General features: G+C 58.2%; 12 protein-coding genes. 1 reads left to right on the top strand and 11 read right to left on the bottom strand.

Going from position 1 to position 16,698, the window contains the following annotated elements:
• Positions 1-36: 36 nt before the first annotated feature.
• The 10 genes from fucI to CIK87_RS13550 all read right to left on the bottom strand — a co-directional run bounded on the left by fucI (position 37) and on the right by CIK87_RS13550 (position 13,315).
• Complete coding sequence (gene fucI, locus CIK87_RS13595; protein ID WP_094387610.1) at positions 37-1,812, bottom strand: L-fucose isomerase; 1,776 nt, start codon at positions 1,810-1,812, stop codon at positions 37-39.
• 298 nt (positions 1,813-2,110) lie between these two features.
• Positions 2,111-2,461, bottom strand: a complete 351-nt coding sequence (locus CIK87_RS13590) for a Fic family protein (protein ID WP_216821923.1) — start codon at positions 2,459-2,461, stop codon at positions 2,111-2,113.
• Between the two features lie 39 nt (positions 2,462-2,500).
• The gene (locus tag CIK87_RS13585) at positions 2,501-3,265 is read right to left on the bottom strand and encodes a UDP-2,3-diacylglucosamine diphosphatase (protein ID WP_022310111.1); all 765 of its coding nucleotides are present in this window, start codon (positions 3,263-3,265) and stop codon (positions 2,501-2,503) included.
• Between the two features lie 12 nt (positions 3,266-3,277).
• Positions 3,278-3,598, bottom strand: coding sequence for a metal-sulfur cluster assembly factor (locus CIK87_RS13580; RefSeq protein WP_094387609.1), 321 nt, complete (start codon positions 3,596-3,598; stop codon positions 3,278-3,280).
• Between the two features lie 83 nt (positions 3,599-3,681).
• A complete protein-coding gene (locus CIK87_RS13575; protein ID WP_094387608.1) occupies positions 3,682-5,184 on the bottom strand; it encodes a calcineurin-like phosphoesterase C-terminal domain-containing protein in 1,503 nt (500 codons plus the stop codon).
• The gene (locus CIK87_RS13570; protein ID WP_094387607.1) at positions 5,181-6,695 is read right to left on the bottom strand and encodes a hypothetical protein; all 1,515 of its coding nucleotides are present in this window, start codon (positions 6,693-6,695) and stop codon (positions 5,181-5,183) included. The genes CIK87_RS13575 and CIK87_RS13570 overlap by 4 nt, the downstream gene beginning before the upstream one ends.
• 1 nt (position 6,696) lies before the next feature.
• Entirely contained in the window at positions 6,697-7,155 is a 459-nt protein-coding gene (locus CIK87_RS13565; protein ID WP_022310115.1) for a Calx-beta domain-containing protein, read from the bottom strand.
• 7 nt (positions 7,156-7,162) lie between these two features.
• A complete protein-coding gene (locus tag CIK87_RS13560) occupies positions 7,163-8,563 on the bottom strand; it encodes a RagB/SusD family nutrient uptake outer membrane protein (RefSeq protein ID WP_094387606.1) in 1,401 nt (466 codons plus the stop codon).
• 13 nt (positions 8,564-8,576) lie between these two features.
• Positions 8,577-11,657, bottom strand: a complete 3,081-nt coding sequence (locus CIK87_RS13555; RefSeq protein ID WP_094387605.1) for a SusC/RagA family TonB-linked outer membrane protein — start codon at positions 11,655-11,657, stop codon at positions 8,577-8,579.
• Positions 11,658-11,737: 80 nt separating this feature from the next.
• Positions 11,738-13,315, bottom strand: a complete 1,578-nt coding sequence (locus CIK87_RS13550; protein ID WP_158215071.1) for a hypothetical protein — start codon at positions 13,313-13,315, stop codon at positions 11,738-11,740.
• Between the two features lie 438 nt (positions 13,316-13,753).
• Between CIK87_RS13550 and CIK87_RS13545 the strand changes: the two genes are divergently transcribed.
• Entirely contained in the window at positions 13,754-14,788 is a 1,035-nt protein-coding gene (locus CIK87_RS13545; protein WP_158216261.1) for a helix-turn-helix transcriptional regulator, read from the top strand.
• A 167-nt stretch (positions 14,789-14,955) separates the two neighbouring features.
• On the opposite strand, the gene CIK87_RS13540 is transcribed toward CIK87_RS13545, so the two are convergent.
• Positions 14,956-16,692: an alpha-amylase family glycosyl hydrolase gene (locus CIK87_RS13540; RefSeq protein WP_173823506.1), complete on the bottom strand. Its 1,737-nt coding sequence runs from the start codon at positions 16,690-16,692 to the stop codon at positions 14,956-14,958.
• Positions 16,693-16,698 lie beyond the last annotated feature (6 nt).

Genomic DNA, 16,698 nt, shown 5'->3' with positions numbered 1-16,698 from the left:
CTCTCTATGATTGTCTACTTATTGTTCATTGACCCATTATTTGTACACAGGACCGAAGTTCTGGCAGGCGCGATAGTCGGCACCCTCCTTGTCCATACCGAAGGCATTCCATGCCGATGGGCGGAACACCTGGTCGTCGGCCACGTTGTGCATACATACGGGGATGCGCAGGATAGAGGCGAGGGTGATGATGTCGGCACCGATGTGGCCATAGGCGATGGCACCGTGGTTGGCACCCCAGTTGTTCATCACTGAGTATACATCCTTGAAGGCGTCGCGCGAAGCGTCGAGGCGTGGCACAAACCATGTGGTAGGCCAGGTCTTGTCGGTGCGCTTGTTGAGGATGTCATGGATTTCGGGGTCAAGGTCTACGCTCCAACCCTCGGCGAGCTGGATGACGGGACCCAAGCCCTTGACTCTGTTCACGCGTATCATGGTCATAGGCATACCACCACGGGTGAGGAAGTTGCTTGAATAGCCACCGCCACGGAAGTAGTCGCGGCAGGCAGGATACCATGTCGTGGCCTTGAGGCAAGCCTCAACATCTTCCTGGGTCATCTCCCAGTGATGCTTCATGGTGGGGTTGCCCTCGGCGTCGGTCATCGCACCAGTGGCGTCGAGCGTCGTGGCACCCGAGTTGATGAGATGGATGAAACCGCCGGCAGCCAGACCGGTGGCTTCCTTGCCGGTGACGCGCTTCACAGCCTCGGGGCTCCAGTAGGTACGGATGTCAGAGAACATCACACCCTTGTTGGTAAGCAGATGACCGAAGAGCATAGCCACGCCGTTGAGCGAGTCGTTCTCGGTGGCCAGCACGTTGGCCTCGCGTGTGCCGTTCCAGTCAAACGAGGTACACATCAGCGACTCGGGGAAGTCAAAGTTGGGGATATAGTCGGTCCACTGGCGCTGGCCCTGCACACCGGCAGCGATGGCGTTGTGGCCCAGACTCTCCTCCTTGAAACCCAGCTCCTCGAGACGAGGGTTGCCGTGCATCAGGTCGTTGATGATAAGCATATTCTTTACGGTGAACTCCCAGTCCTTGTCTTTCTGCTCGCGGGTCTTGGCCTTGCCTATCTCCTCGTTGTAGTCGTGGCCCTCATTGGCCTTGCAGTACTTCTCGGTCCAAGCCATGGCCTTCTTGTACTCCTCAGGGTCATAGATACCCTCGTCCACACGGCGCAGGATTTCGACCAGGTCCACATACTCGGTACGCATGCCGAGATAGTCCTGGAAGAAGTCGGCGTCGACGATACTTCCGGCAATACCCATACAGGTGTTACCCATGCTCAGATAGCTCTTGCCGCGCATCGTAGCCACAGCCTGTGCGGCGCGGGCAAAGCGCAGTATCTTTTCTGCCACGTCGGCAGGGATAGTGTTGTCGTCGAGGTCCTGCACATCATGGCCGTAGATGCCGAAAGCAGGCAGACCCTTCTGGGCATGGGCAGCCAGAACGGCAGCCAGATACACGGCGCCGGGGCGCTCGGTACCGTTGAAGCCCCAGACAGCCTTGGGATAGTGGGGGTTCATATCCATGGTCTCCGAACCATAGCACCAGCATGAGGTGACGGTGATGGTACTGCCCACACCCTCGCGCTCAAACTTCTCGGCACAAGCGGCGCTCTCAGCCACACGACCTATGGTGCTGTCGGCGATGACACACTCTACTGGCGAACCGTCGCCATTCTTAAGATTAGTCGAAATGAGATCAGCCACAGCCTGAGCCAGGGCCATAGTCTTGTCTTCAAGACTCTCACGAACGCCACCCTGACGACCGTCGATGGTGGGGCGGATTCCAATTTTAGGATACTTCATGGTTTTTATGTATTATAATGTTAAACGATTTACCGGTCTTTAGCAGAGAGACCATCGACGCTACCACCCTCGGTGACACGGCAATGGCTACTCTTGTGTAGATGGAAACAAAAGTAGCCATTTTTTTTGTCTTTCATACCCTTTTTAATGTTAAAAGAACAAAATACCGACGCCGAGGGTATCGGGAGCGGTGACAGTGAGCATGCCCTATAATTCTAAAGTGCATCTATTGACGCATAACTAATGAACGTTCCGCCACAAATCAACTTGGTCACTCACTACTGACTAAGTAAAGTGACTAAGTCAAAGCTCTCTTGTATTTTTGACTACGACTATTAGATTTCTCAGGAACAGTCATAACCAAGAAGCCACCCTCTAAAAGCGGATCAATATAGCGATGCTTCATATTGTATCTGTGTTTAAGTCCAATATGCTCCATGATTTCAATCATACTACGCGGAGTAGAACAGAAATCGATAATGTCATTAAGCGTGTCATTTAACTTAGTCACCGACTTGGTCACTTTTTCTTCATCAGTGACCAAGTTAAGCGACAAAGAAGGTCTGGCACGGCGGCAGACCGTCGCTCCAGCGACCCGCAACAAAGGCGATGCGCCATATATGCAGTGGCAACAGTTACCACGCTGCATATATGGCGCATCTGGTTAAATGTAATTCTCGGGGAAGGGTCAAGGCTGGCTCTCGCCCTCAACATAGGTCTCCATAAACATGTGCTCGCCATCAAAGACGGCATAGGTAAACTGCCATATCCAGTCGCCGAGTATCATGAGGCGGGTCTTGCGCGAGAGCATCAGGTCGAGCTCGATGTGGCGGTGGCCGAACATGAAGTAGTCTATATCCTTGTGGGTGGCGAGGTAGTCCTTGGCATAGCGCACGAGATACTCGCGGTCTTCACCCATATACGGGGGCTCGTGGCCGTCGGCTCGCTTGAGTCGGCTGTGCTTGGCCCAGTTGAGCCCGAGCCACATGCCCCAGCGCGGATGCATCATATTGAGCAGCCGCTGGCACAGAGGGCTGTGGAAAACGCGTCTCAGGAAGCGGTATTTGGGGTCTGGGTCGCCCAGACCGTCGCCATGGGCCATGTAGAAGACGCTGTCGTAAATCTCGGTGGTCATGGGCGACTTGTGAACCTTGACGCCACACTCCTGCTCGAGGTAGCCGTAGGTCCAGAGGTCGTGGTTGCCGGTAAAATAGTGTATCTCTACGCCGCTGTCGGTGAGTTCGGAGAGCTTGCCGAGAAATCGGGTGTAGCCCTTGGGCACCACGTAGCGGTACTCGTTCCAGAAATCAAACATATCTCCCAAGAGGTAGATGGCAGCGGCCTTGTCCTTGATGCTGTCAAGAAACCGCACCAGCCTGCGCTCTTGCATACGGGCGTGGGGGATGGCGAGCGAGCCCAGGTGGGCATCGGAGAGGAAATAGACGTTCTTCATAACCATTCCGTTTTAATCGAAGCCGAGCTCTACCCTCGCCTCCTCGCTCATCATGCTTTGGTCCCAAGCGGGGTCGAAGACCAGATTGACATTGGCGGTCTTGACCTGGTCGAGGCTCTCGACCTTGGTGCGCACGTCTTCGAGGATGAAGTCGGCGGCGGGGCACGAGGGGGCGGTGAAGGTCATGTCGAGGTCTACGGTGTAGTCGTCCTTGACATCTATCTTGTATATCATGCCGAGGTTCCAGATGTCTACGGGTATCTCGGGGTCGTACACGGTCTTGAGCACCTCCACGATGCGCTCCTCTATTTGGGTTTTCTCTTCTTGTGTCATAGCTGTGAATTGATTGATACGACAAAATTAGTGGAAAAGGCCCAAAGGACAAAACTTTTCAGCTTGTTTTTTCGGCAGCGGCGTCAGCGGGCGGGCTCTACATAGCAGTAGGGGCGCAGGGCGTGGGCCCGGAGTCCGTAGCTGTCGTCGGCCTGGACCTCGATGACATGGGCACCCTTACACTGAGCCTCGCTGAGGGGCAGCGACCAAATCTGGGGCGAAGAGAGATGGCGGATGGGGTTGCGGCGGCTGTAGGGGGTGGGATATCCCTTGGAGAGGTTCTGCTCGCGCACACGGGCAGCATTGGGGTCGAGCACGTCGGCACGCTGGCAGAGCGTCCAGGCGCCGCCATCGACGCGACAGCGCACGCGGGTGGAGTCGCAGCCGCCCCATACGGTGATGAGGGCCTGGCGGGGAGCCACATCGCGAAGGTCGCGCAGACGGTGGTCGAGGCTGTCTATGCCCACGACATGCACCGTCATCTGCCGGTGGTCGTCGAGGCCCACGCCCTTGCAGCGGAAGGTGTAGCGGGGACCGTCGAAGTCGAGCACAAAGTAGTTGCGGGGAGTGCCGCCCTGCTGGAGTGCCATAGGCACGCCTTCCCAGTCGCGCTCGCCGACCCACCAGAAGCCGCAGGTGGCGCCGACGCCCAACTCGGGAATGGTGCGGCCGTCGTAGCGGTGGAAGTCGCGCATCACGCGGTGGAGATGGGCGGTGAGGGCCAGCACGGGGCGCGCTCCCACGGCGGCGAAGAGTCCGTCGCGGTTGCGGGTCACGGCGAGGGGGATGTGCATCACCAGCACTACCAGGCGTGAAGGGTCGACATGGGCGAGGTCTTCACGCACAAACTGGAGCTGGCTCTCGCTCACACGGCCCTCATAGCCACGGGCGCCACGGCCATAGACATTGTTGAGCACGATGAAGTGCACGTCGCCCTCGTTGAAGGCATAGACCGGCGAACCGAAGGTGGCGCTGTAGGTGGCGGTCTGCCGCCAGAGCAGGCTGTCGGCGTCACGGTCGTGATTGCCCACCACGGTATAGGAGCGCGAGGGCAACTGGGCTATCATGCGCTGCAGGTGGGGATAGAGGGCGAGGTTGTTGTTGACCAGGTCGCCAAGGAAAATATTGACATCGGTGCTGTCCTTGGTCATGAGTTCGGGCAGGATGGTGCGCGAGGCAAACTCCAATTCCTGGGAGTTGCCTACCTGGATGTCGCCGATAGCGTTGAGTCTGAAGCGCTGTCTCACGGGCTTGGTGACGAGGGCGAAGTCGTGGCGGGAGCCGGCAACGGCGGGATAGACGAAGGCACTGTTGACCAGGCGGTGGCCCTGCATGGTGTAGCCGGCAGGCAGGATGGGAAAGAGGCTGCTCCCCTCGCCCACCTCGATGCGGTAACGGCCCTTGGCGTCGGTAGTGACCACACGGCAGCCGTCGGAGACGGGAATACCAGCAAGCAGCGTCTCACCACGGTCGTAGCGCCCGTTGCCATTGGCGTCTATAAACACTCTGCCCCCGGCAGTGGGCTGCGCCGCAGCCTCCACTACCGAGAGCACGAGTATCAATAAGGTTGAAAAAGTCTTTGTCATTCGGTGCGTAATGTATGCAAGTGATTGCTGTTGGTAAAGGTGACATAGCCCACACCGTCGGAGGTAAACTTGAGGTTAAGTCCAGAAGCGTCCAGGTCGGCGAGCTTGGCAGGATTGCTCCACTGGCGGGTGTCGGGGTCAAGATACATCATGTAGGGGAAGCCCTGGTCGAGCGTGTTGGTATAGACCACATAGGGCGTGCCGTTGGGGGCTGTGTCGAGGGCCACCTCGGTATGACGGTCGGGGGTGAAGCCGAGGGGCAGCACGTTGCCGCCGAGGGTGAGCCAGGCGTCCTGAGTCTTGTCATAATACTTGACGCGCACGCCGAGCTGTCCGCTGGCGTCGTCCATAGTCCAGATGTAGGGGGTGCCGTCGGCGGTCACGGTGACGCCTATCATGGCGATGTTGTTGGTGGCATTACCGGGCTCGAGATAGTTGACAATCATCGGTGTCCACTCTCCGCCCTGGTATCGCAGCACGTTGTAGCCATAGTTGACGCCATTGACAGCGCCGCGGTTGATGCTGATGACATAGGCAGCGTCCTTGCCGCCAGCCACATTGGCCATATACACCTGGTTGGTGATGGCGCCGGGCACCTGACTGTTCCAGGCTCCGTCCTTATAGTTGGACACGACGAGGGTACGGTTGGGATAGTCGGCCTTGGAAGAGTTGTTGACCTGGGCGCCCACAAGCTCGCCGTCGAGGGCACAGAAGCCCACATAGTTGGACACTGCCTTGAGCAGGCCCTTGTCGGTGCCTACAAACTCCCAGTCGCTGCCGTTATACTTCATCACGCTCATACCGTTCTTGAGCACGGTGGCCTGCTGGTCGGCATAAGCCACATAGAGTGTGCCGTCGGGGGCGATGTCGAAGTCGAAGTAAGAAGAGTTGACAGTGTGGCCGAAACCTTCGCCGCCCACGGCTGTCCACTCGCCGTCGTCGCCCAGGGTGAGCACGGTGCTGTGGTTGGCAGCGGTGGCAGAGTTGCCGGCACGGGTCTTGAAGCCGATGTAGGGCTTCTGGTCTACGGGGCTAATCTTGAGCACGGGGTTGCCGTAGGTGGTGATGCCTGCCACCTGAGCAGTCTCAACCCAGCGGAGCGAAGCCTTGGTGACGGTGACCTCGCAGCGGCGGCTCACGCTGCCACGGGTGAGGATGTAGTCGATGGGCTGGCTGAAGTCGTTGGCGGTGGTCTGGCTTACCTGCTCGGCGCCACCCACCTTGACGGTGGTGCCCTCGCTGGTGGTGAAGCGTGCCACGAGGTTGTCCTTCTCTACCGTGGGAGGCAGCGCCACGCTTACGGTCTGGGTGGCGGCGCCACCTGTCTGGTCGGCAGTGAGCTCTACCACATAGTCGGAGCCAAGCACACCGGGATTGTCGGCCTTGTAGAAACCGAAGCTGAGCATCGCGGGGGCGTTGACATCATTATATACATAATTGTTGCTGTCTGTACAGGCGGCGGGGACAAGCATCACCACCAGCAGCGCTATGATATATCCTAAGTGTTTCATATCAGTTCTTTTTTTCGATTACAAGTTGTTTCTGGAGACCATCGGGACCGGGAACACCCAAATGGAGGTTCTGGCTGTTGCCGGTGAGACGGATGGTGAGGGTATTGTCCTTGGTCTCATCGACGGGATGGGCAAGCCACTTGATGCGGATGGGCATATCGTAGATGCCGGGCTCGAAGGTGAGCTGGTTGCCAGTGGTGACGAGTTCGTAGTCGACACCTTCCTGCAGACCGTCGCCCACTACAATCTCGTAGTTGACCACGAGGGCGGTGGTAAGCATCTTGCTGCTTACCGACACCACGTAGGTATTGATATTGTTTACATTGGAGAGCACCACCGTCTGTGAAGCGCCGGTAGTGGTTGTCACCTTGACGAAGGGCATATCAAAGCCTTCGAACTCTTCTTTCTGGCAGCCGCACAGGGCGACGAGAGCCAGGAGCATTACTATGATTTTCTTCATGACGTTTCTACTTGTTTACAGTGGGGTTGGGCTTCATGTTCTCATTGGCGTCGAGCTCATACTGAGGGATGGGCAGCACAAAGAGGTCGTTGGGATAAGCGAGCGAGCGCACGGTAGAGTTGGTGTTGTGCTCGCGCACGAGGTTCTGCTTCCAGCGGGTGATGTCGAAGAAGTTGTGGCCCTCGAAGCAAAGCTCCTTGACACGCTCGCGCTGCACGAGGGCGAGCAGATCGCCGTCGGCGGTGGCGTCGAGCACCTGGGCAGCCTTCTCGGCACCCACATTGCGCTCGAGCAGCTGGCGCAGATACTGGCGGGCATCGCCCTGCTTGCCGCTGATGTGGCAGGCAGCCTCAGCCGCATTGAGCACCATCTCGGAGAGACGGAAGACGATGGGGTCTTCGCGCTTGGGCTGATTGTCGGGGATGGTGGTGGCGGTGTACTTGACACACTGCTTCACGCCGTCCTTGTGGATGAGCTGCAGGCGCAGGTCGGCAGCGTCGTAGAGCGAGAGCAGCGTGTCGGCGGGCAGACACTCGCTGGCATAGAACTCCTTCTGGCGGCCGGTGAGATCGGCGCCGCTCAGGCGGAGAATGGCCTCGCCACGGGTGCTCAGGTTGTCATACATATTGATATAGTCGGCACCCTGCGCCAGACTCTCGCCGTTGAGGGCGAGCTGGGCATACCTGAGGGCGTTGTCCCAGTCTTCCATATAGAGATAGACGCGCGAGTACATGGCATTGACAGCCTGGAGCGACACATAGTGTACGTCGGTGGCGTGACTGTCGCTGAGCAGGGCGGCAGCCTTGCCGAGGTCTTCGAGGATGAAGGCGTAGATGTCCTTGACCGAACTGCGGCCGAGGATGTCGTTGGGGCCGAGCGGACGGTCTACCTTGGGCACACCGAGATGTGAGGCGTCGGCGCTGTAGTTGTAGGGCTGGCCGTAGACACGCACAAGGTCAAAGTGGCAGAGCGCGCGCAGCACGAGGGCCTGACCCAGGATGTTATCGATGGCATCTTTCTGGGTGGGATAGTCGGCAGCCACGGCAGGGGCATACTTGATGATGTTGTTGGCATTGGCCATAGCCTCGCCGATGCGGTACCAGATATAGTAAGAGGTGGTAGCCGACACGGGATTGGGCACATAGTTGTACTGGTCGAGCATGGACGAACCGGAGGAGAGGTTGAGCGACGTCATATTGCCTGCTACCTCGGGATACTTCAAGAACTCGTTGTCGTAGCTGTTGTAGTACTGGGTGTAGGCACCCAACAGACCGGCACGCAGACCGCGTGGGTCGGAAAGGAACGACGGTATGGTGGCCTTGCCCTTCTCATCGACGGTCAGGAAACCGTCGCACGAGGTGAGCAGAGTGACCAGCGCTAAAGCGACATATATAATAGTTTTCTTCATTGTGATACTGGGTTTAGAATCCGACATTGAGTGACAGGGTGAAGGTGCGCTCGAGTGGATAGCCGCTCATGAGCGTCTTGTAGGAGTTGTGGTCGCTGCCTGAGTAGGGGCTGTAGGCCAACAGATTGTCGGCGATGAGCGATACGGAGGCATTGGAAAGTTTCCAGCCATTGACGAGGCTGCGGGGCAGCTGGTAGGTGAACACCACGTTCTGCAGGCGCACCAGATCCTTCTTGTAGAGATAGCGCGTAGAGGTGCGCGACGAACCGGTAGAGACGCCCGCCTGAGGACGGGTGTTCATGGCGATGTCGCCGGGATTGCGCCAGTAGTTGCGCTGCTCGATGGCCTGGTTGTAGCTCAGCACATTGTAACCGTCGGAGTTCATGATGCTGGCAAACGAACTGTAGGCGTAGCCGCCAAACTGGTAGTTGAGCAGGAAACGGAGCGAGAAGTTCTTGTAGCTGAGGGTATTGGTCATACCGCCGGTGACGGTAGGATTGGCACTCTTGCCACGCACGCGGTTGTTGGTGCTGTCATAGACCTTGGTGATGTTGCCGTTGGCATCGTACCACATGGGGCTGCCGTCGAGGGGGTCTACACCTGCCCAGCGCACCATGTAGTAGGTCTTGGTGTCCTGACCTTCTATCCACGAGATTTCGCCGAAGTTGACCTGGGTGCCGTTATACGACTTGGTGAGGCGGTTCTGGTTGTGGGCGAGGTTGAAGTCGGTGGTCCAGGCAAAGTCGCCGTCCTTCTTGGGCACGAAGTTGCGGGTGGTGAGGTTGATCTCGATACCCTTGTTGACGATCTCGCCCACATTGCGGTAGGCACGGGTGTCGCCGGTAAGGAGCGAGATGGGCAGACGGCTCAGGAGGTTCTTGGTCTGGTTGTGGTAATACTCGATTTCAAAGTCGATGCGGTTGAGCACAGCCAGGCGCAGACCGAGGTTGGTCATATAGGTGGTCTCCCAGCTCAGACGGCTGTTGGGGATAGTGCCAAGCACACCGCCGAGCTCGCCGTTGTAGGAGTAGGAGCTGCTGTAGACGTAGGTGCCCTGTGACTCCTGAGAGCCGAGGCGTGAGTTACCGTTGGCACCATAGCTGGCCTTGAGTTTGAGGACGTTGACCCATGGGATGTTGAAGAACTTCTCGTTGTGCACGTTCCACGATGCGCCGACAGAGGCGAAGTTGGCCCAGCGCACATCGCTGCCAAACTGGGAGTTGCCGTCCTTACGGGCGTTGACAGTGAGGTAGTAGCGGTGGTCGTAGGAGTAAGTGGCCTGACCCAGCAGCGATACCTTGCGGCGACGGCTGCTCGAGTTGTAGCCCTTGGTGGTGTTGGCCTGGCTCACATCGCGGATGTTGTCGTTGATGAAACCCGAACCGGTGACATACATGGTGGTGTAGTCGCGCGAACCGGCCTCAAAACCGGCGAGGGCTGACACGGAGTGACGGCCGAAGGTGCGGTTGAAGTTGAGACGGTGGATGGTATTCCAGTTGGTGATGTCTACGGATGAGCGGCGGGCATAGCCGATGGGCGTGCCGTCGGTGTCCATACCGGTCCAGTTCTTCTGCGAACTGTAGGTCTCTTCGAGGGTGCTGTTGTAGTCGTAGGCAAACTGGCCTGTATAGGTGAGGCCCTTGAGGATTTCATACTTGAGCGTGAAGTTGGAGCGCAGGTACCAGGTCTTCTGGTTGTTGTCGTTCTGCTCGCGCTCGAGGACGGAGTTGCTGATGAAGCGCTTCTTGGTGAAGTGGGGAGTGCCGTCGGCGTTGAGGCCGTCGACCTCCATATTGTAGAGGCGCAGAGTGCCGTCGGCATTGTAGGGCGAGTAGATGGGCAGCAGCTCATAATACTCGCGGCCGAGGGCGAAGAGGTCGTTGTTGTTGTAAGAGGCTGAGATGTCGACACCCACCTTGAGGCGCTTGTTGAGCTTGAGGTTGATGTTGGTGGCGAGCGACAGACGCTGCTGGGTATTGCCCTTGACGGTCTTGTCGTTCTGGTAGTACTGGCCCGATACGTAGTAGTCTGACTTCTGGTTGCCGCCGCTCACACCCACATTGGTAAGGAAGGTGGTACCGGTGTCGTAGAAGACGTCGCGCCAGTCGGTATCGGTGGTGGAGTACTGGTTGAGCTCATTGTCCTGGAAGGGGAAGGTGCGCATGTCCTTGCCCGAGTTGGCATAGGCTTCGCGAGCCAGCGAGAGCCACTCCTTGGCGCCAAGCACCTTGGGGGCGGTGCTCTCGTCGATATGGGCGATACCATACTGGGTGTTGACGGTGATGCGCATCTTGCCCTGACGACCCTTCTTGGTGGTGACGAGGATTACGCCGTTGGCTCCGTCGGCACCGTAGATAGAAGTGGCGGTGGCGTCCTTGAGCACGGTCACAGAGGCAATGTCTTCGGGGTTGAGGAATGACAGCGGACTCACGGTATAACTGGTACCGGGCATCAGGTTGGTGCGGTCGCCGGTGTACATGGGCGTGCCGTCGACAACCCAGAGGGGCTCGTTGGAGGCGTTGAGCGAAGCCTCACCGCGCACACGCACCTCGTAGCGGGTACGGGGGCTGCCGGGGTCGGCGGTATTGGGGTCTATCTTGACACCGGGGATGAGTCCGTCGAGCATCACATCGAGGCGCTGCTGGGGCAAGCCCTTGAGCTGGTCGGCGTTGACCTGGTAGGCACTACCCACGAGGTCGCTGCGCTTCTGGGCGGTACCATAGGCGCCGATTACCACTACATCCTGCAGAGCGGTGGCGTCTTCCTTCATCATCACTCGGGCCACACTGCCCTTGACAGGGATGGTCTGCGACACCATACCGATATAGGTAAAGACGAGAGTACGCCCGCTACCCGCCTTGAGACGGATGGTGTAGCGGCCTTCGAGGTCGGTGATGGTCTTGTTCTGGGTGCCACGCTGCAGCACGGTAACGCCGGCAAGCGGCTCGCCATTCTGGTCGGTCACGATACCCGAGATGGAATTGTTGCCATCCTGGTCGGTGGCTGTCTCCATGCCTGTGGGCGACGCCATCGATACCGATGGGTATGCCAGAGCAAGCATGAGAAGCAAGAATAAATAAACAATCTTCTTCATAACATTATATAAACTGAATTCGACTTGGACCATACACCGACGCTCGTCGATGCAGGGTCATACATTAATTGTGCTAAGTGTCACGACGCCATGTCCCCAGCAGCGGGGATGACGATGGTGGTCAGGGACCATGTGCCCATAGGCAGCTGCACGGTCATATACTGGTCACGATACTTGACATTGACCTGGCGGGGCCACTTGTAGTGTCCGCCGCCGATAACGATGACATGGCTGCCATCGGGATTGCGGAAAGCCAGTACGTTGTATTTTCGCATATGGGCGTCTTTCTCGCCCGCCATCCTTACCCAGTGCTCGGCCTGGGTGGGGGTTATGTCGAGGACCCGGGCACCACGGCTCACGTAAGGGCCGATATGGCGCAGCACCGTCCACATACAGTCGGGCGTGAGGGCGCCGGTGGAACTGTCGACGGTGACAAGGCCGCCACAGCCGAAGGGACCGATATTGGGGGTGCCGTTTTCGTCGAGCAGGAGGTTCCAGCCACTGAACGAACTGCAACCGCAGTTGAAGGCGTCGAAGACCATGTCGGTCCACCACTTCTCGTCGCGCACGTCGCGCTCATTGATGGCGGGCCCGCGTTCGGTGAGATGGAACTTGAGGTCGGGATAACGCTCACGCACAGCCAGTATCTCGCGGGCATTGCCCGTGTACGGGTGCCATGCCACAGCGCCGGTATGCTCCAGCACGCCCGGGGCGGCGAGGGTCTGCAAGACTCTGTCGGCATAGTCGTAGTCGTGGTCGAGCATCCATATCTGGGGAGTGAGACCATAGCGGGCAAAGGCGTCGGGGAGCAGGCGGGAGATGAGCTTGGCCTCCTGCGCAGCCGACACGAGGGTGGCTACGCTCAAGCCCTGCTGGTCGGTCATAGGTTCGTTCTGCACGGTGATGGCATCGACCCTGACGCCGGCGGCACGATAGGCGTTGAGATAGCTGGCCCAGTAGTTGGCAAAGGCGGGAAGCCAGCGGTCGAGCAGGCTGCCGCCATACATGAGCCCCGAGTCCTTCATCCACCCCGGTGCACTCCACATCGAGGAGAAGGTGAAGATGTCGGGGCGCAGCCGCTGCACCTCTCTGATGACGGGTATCATGTAGATGGCGTCGCGGCCGATACTGAAGTGGCGCATGCGCTCGTCGCCGGCATGGTCGTCATAGTTGTAGGGCTGGGTGGCATAGTCGCTCGAACCGCAGTTGAGGCGTATCATCGACATATTGAGCCCGTCGGCGGTGAAGACCATACGCAACAGGCTGTCGCGACGGGCTTGGGGCAACTGCGAGAGGTGCCAGCACGACGCGTCGGTAAGGCTTATGCCCAGCCCGTCGTAGGTCTGCATGACCTGGGCGTTGTCCAGGTCTATGTAGAACTGGTTGGCACGGCGATGGGAGGTGAAGGGGTTGCTCGGCCGGGTGTGGATAGGCTTTCCCTCTGACGACTGGTAGAGGCTGAAGACTATCTCGCCCTTCGTGGGAACATAACTTGAAGGGTTCTGGGCTGTAGCCGTAAGACCGAAACAGCAAGCGGCAAGAAAAGCGATGCACCTACAGCCTCGGCGAAGCGCCAACAATCCTGTGCGAGGTGTCTCACCGCGCATCTGGACGGGCCTCGGCCAACGGTTACTGTTACTCTCGGGTAGCTTTTCCATATGCCTGTAGTTGCTATTGACCATGCAAAGATACATAATTTCACGCACTTTTATGATTTTTTGTTAGATTTTCGCCGTTTTTATGTACATTTCTTGATTATTTATCGACTTTTCATACAAAAAGTGTGAATTCGGGCGCCGACGATGACCCTTGTCGGAAGCAGGGCGGGCACGCGCGATACGGGCGGGGTCGCCGCGGGCTGCGCCGGGATGGTCTGAATCTATATTTCAAGGCACGAAACGGATAATGCACGATGCGAAACCAGTATTGCACGACGCGAAATGATGGTTTCAAGTCTCGCAAAAAACATGAAGATGACTGCAAAACAGAAGGAGATACTCTTAAATAATGTAAAAACAACGGTTTATAGGATATCTTTTTCTAATTTTGTAAGAATTACAATCCAAAGAGAACTGTTTATCCGTAATAGAACACACATGTACACTCTGAGACTACTGATTATAATCTTCCTCATGACTGCCAACAACCTGTATGCGCAGCAACGCGAGGACGACAAGGCCAACAGCGTGATTATGAGCAGCCAGGCCAACCGACTCATCGAGAGGGGGGAGTATGAAGAGGCGCTGAAGCTGCTTCAGAAAGCCGAGAAGACGTATGCGGCAAACAACGACACGCTGACAGCGAGCTTCATCGTAGTGTTTCTGGCTCCTCAATTTGAGTGTTACCGCATGATGAAGCGTTACGAGGAAGCCACCTACATAAGCTACCGCATCATGATGATTAACCGCAAGAAGGCAACACGGTCGGAAATTCAGCCCAACAATAGGGAGACACGACAAAGGAAGACCGAAGCGGTGACGAAAGCACCGGTAAAGGCGGCAGAGGACGAGGGCGACGACTACGACATCGACTATGTGCTCGCCGTGGCTTGCGCGCTGGCGCTCATCTACGCTGTGATGGCCACAGGCTTCCTCTCGTACTACATACACAGGGCCCGCCGCAAGGACAAGGCGCAGATGCAGATACTGGGACGACTGCAGCGCTACAAGCGACTGCTCTACGGCTATGAGAGAGGTGAACTGGTGGAAGCGCCACGCGACCAGTCGGCTGTGCAACTGTGGCTGATGCGCCCGGGGGCGACAGAAGAAGACCATCTGTTTGCCCAGATTATGAAGGCTATCGTGGAAAAGAAAATGTATCTGAACCCCAACCTCTCGCGCGAAGACATAATCAAAGAGGTCTATGTGCCCAAAAACAAGTTTGCCAACCTGTTCAAGACTTACGTACACACCAATTTCAAGAACTATATCAACTCTCTGCGCATAGATGCAGCCATCGAACTGATGCAACTGCACCCTGACTACACGATAGAGGCGATATCGCAGGAGTGCGGAATGGCAAGCGTGCAGACCTTCTACCGTGTATTCGGTGAGCAGACGGGCATGTCGCCGAGTGAATACAGAATTAACCTGCAGAGCGAGGCCGACGGGGGGGGTAAAAACCGCCCCTAAGAAAAGGAAAGACAACAGCCAGTACCACCAGTGGTCTCCGGCGGAGGACTGAAGCGACAAGCGGCTGGAGCCTCAACGACAGCAAAACTTACGAAAAGAATATGGGGGATGACATCCTCGCCAGAAAAGGCGGTTTGTCATCCCCCATACTTGTATGGTGACGGTGGCTAAGGGCGGGAAAGACGGTAGACGACAGCCGAGACGGGGCCCATAACGATGCGGTCGGTGGTGGCGCCGCGCTTGTACTTGACCTTGCCGCTCTGGGCGATGGCCTCGACTGGCGCCGAGAGCGTGGGGATGGAGGCGCTCACGCTGGCGGCAGAGGGGTTGACGGCGACGATGCAGACATCGTCGGCTGTGGAGCGGCGGTAGACCATGGGGTAAGGGCGCATCTTGTCGCTGAGCAGCGTCCAGCCAGCCTCATTGGCCAGCGCGGGCACATCGCGGCGCAGACGAAGCAGATGGCGCACGTAGTGGAGCAGCGAGCGGGGGTCGGCCTCCTGGGCTCTGACGGTGAGGAGGCCGCCATCGGTAGAGACAGGCAGATAGAGGCTGTCGACGGCGCAGGTGGAGAAGCCGGCAGTGGGGCCTGGCTCCCACTGCATGGGGGTGCGGCTGCCGGCACGGTCGGTGGCTCCCTCGACATCGGGGGCGTCGGGCTGGTAGCGCATGCCTATCTCGTCGCCATAGTAGACAAAAGGTATGCCGGGCATGGTGAGCAGGAAGGTCATGGCCACGCGCAGCTGGTCGGGGGTATTGCGGCTGCCGGCACGGAGGCGCTGGAAGTCGTGGTTGGCGGTGGGCAGACCGATATAGCCACGGTCGCGGGTGAGGCGGTAGCACTCGGAGAAATTGTCGATGAACTGGTCGATGCGCCCACGGCCGTTGCGGTTGAAGTAACTGTACTCAAAGGGCGAACGGCTGCCGGCAGGGGTGTCGCGGTCGAAGAAGAGAGAGGGGTAACCGGGGCGGTTGAAGTGCATGAAGAAGTCGACATCGAAGCCAGCGGGGATGGACATGGCGGGGTTGGCCCACTCGGCGATGAGGGCGCAATGGGGGTAGTGGCTGTCGCGCCACTGCCGCATCTCCTGCCACAACTGGCGGATGGCAGAGCGGTCGGGGTCGTTCTTGACGAGCGACGACGCCATGTCGACACGGAACCCGTCGATTCCCTTGTCAAACCAGAACGCCATGATGTTGCGCAGCTCGCGGCGCACAGCCTGCGGACCGGGCGCGGTGACGGCCTGCTCCCAGGGTCGGGAGGGGTCGGGATGGGCGTAGCCATAGTTGAGGGCGGGCTGGCACTCAAAGTAATTCTTCATATAGTAGCGGGCACGGGGATAGGGGCTCTCGACATAGTGGCCACGGGTGTCGCTGGCGGGATGGGCAGAAGCATGGCGGAGGCGTATCTGCTCGCGCTCGGCGGCAGAGATGGAGTCGGGCCAGATGTAGTAATCGCTGTAGCGGCTGTTGGGGTCGGCGGTGGCCGACTCGACAAACCACCGGCAGCGGTCGGAGGTGTGGCCGGCTACCAGGTCAAGGCACACGCGCAGGCCGCGCTTGTGGGCTTCGTCGATGAGACGCACCATGTCGCTGTTGGTACCGAATCGGGGGTCTATACGGTAAAAGTCGATGATGTCGTAGCCACCATCAAACCACCCGGACTCATAGACAGGATTGAGCCAAAGGGCATTGACGCCAAGAGACTGGATGTAATCGAGGCGGGAGATGATGCCGGGCAGGTCGCCGATGCCGTTGCCGTCGCTATCCTGGAAGGAAGAAGGGTATATCTGATAGAAAATGGCGCGTGAAAGCCATTCGGGGCCCTTGGCGGATGGCTGGGCCTGGACGCCGGAGGCTGCAAGAAATGCCGCCAGCAGGATGGGGAGAAACTGTCGTTTCATGGAAGA

Source organism: Prevotella sp. P5-64, from assembly GCF_002251285.1.
Lineage (GTDB): Bacteria > Bacteroidota > Bacteroidia > Bacteroidales > Bacteroidaceae > Prevotella.
This window is presented reverse-complemented; position numbering and strand designations above follow the sequence as displayed.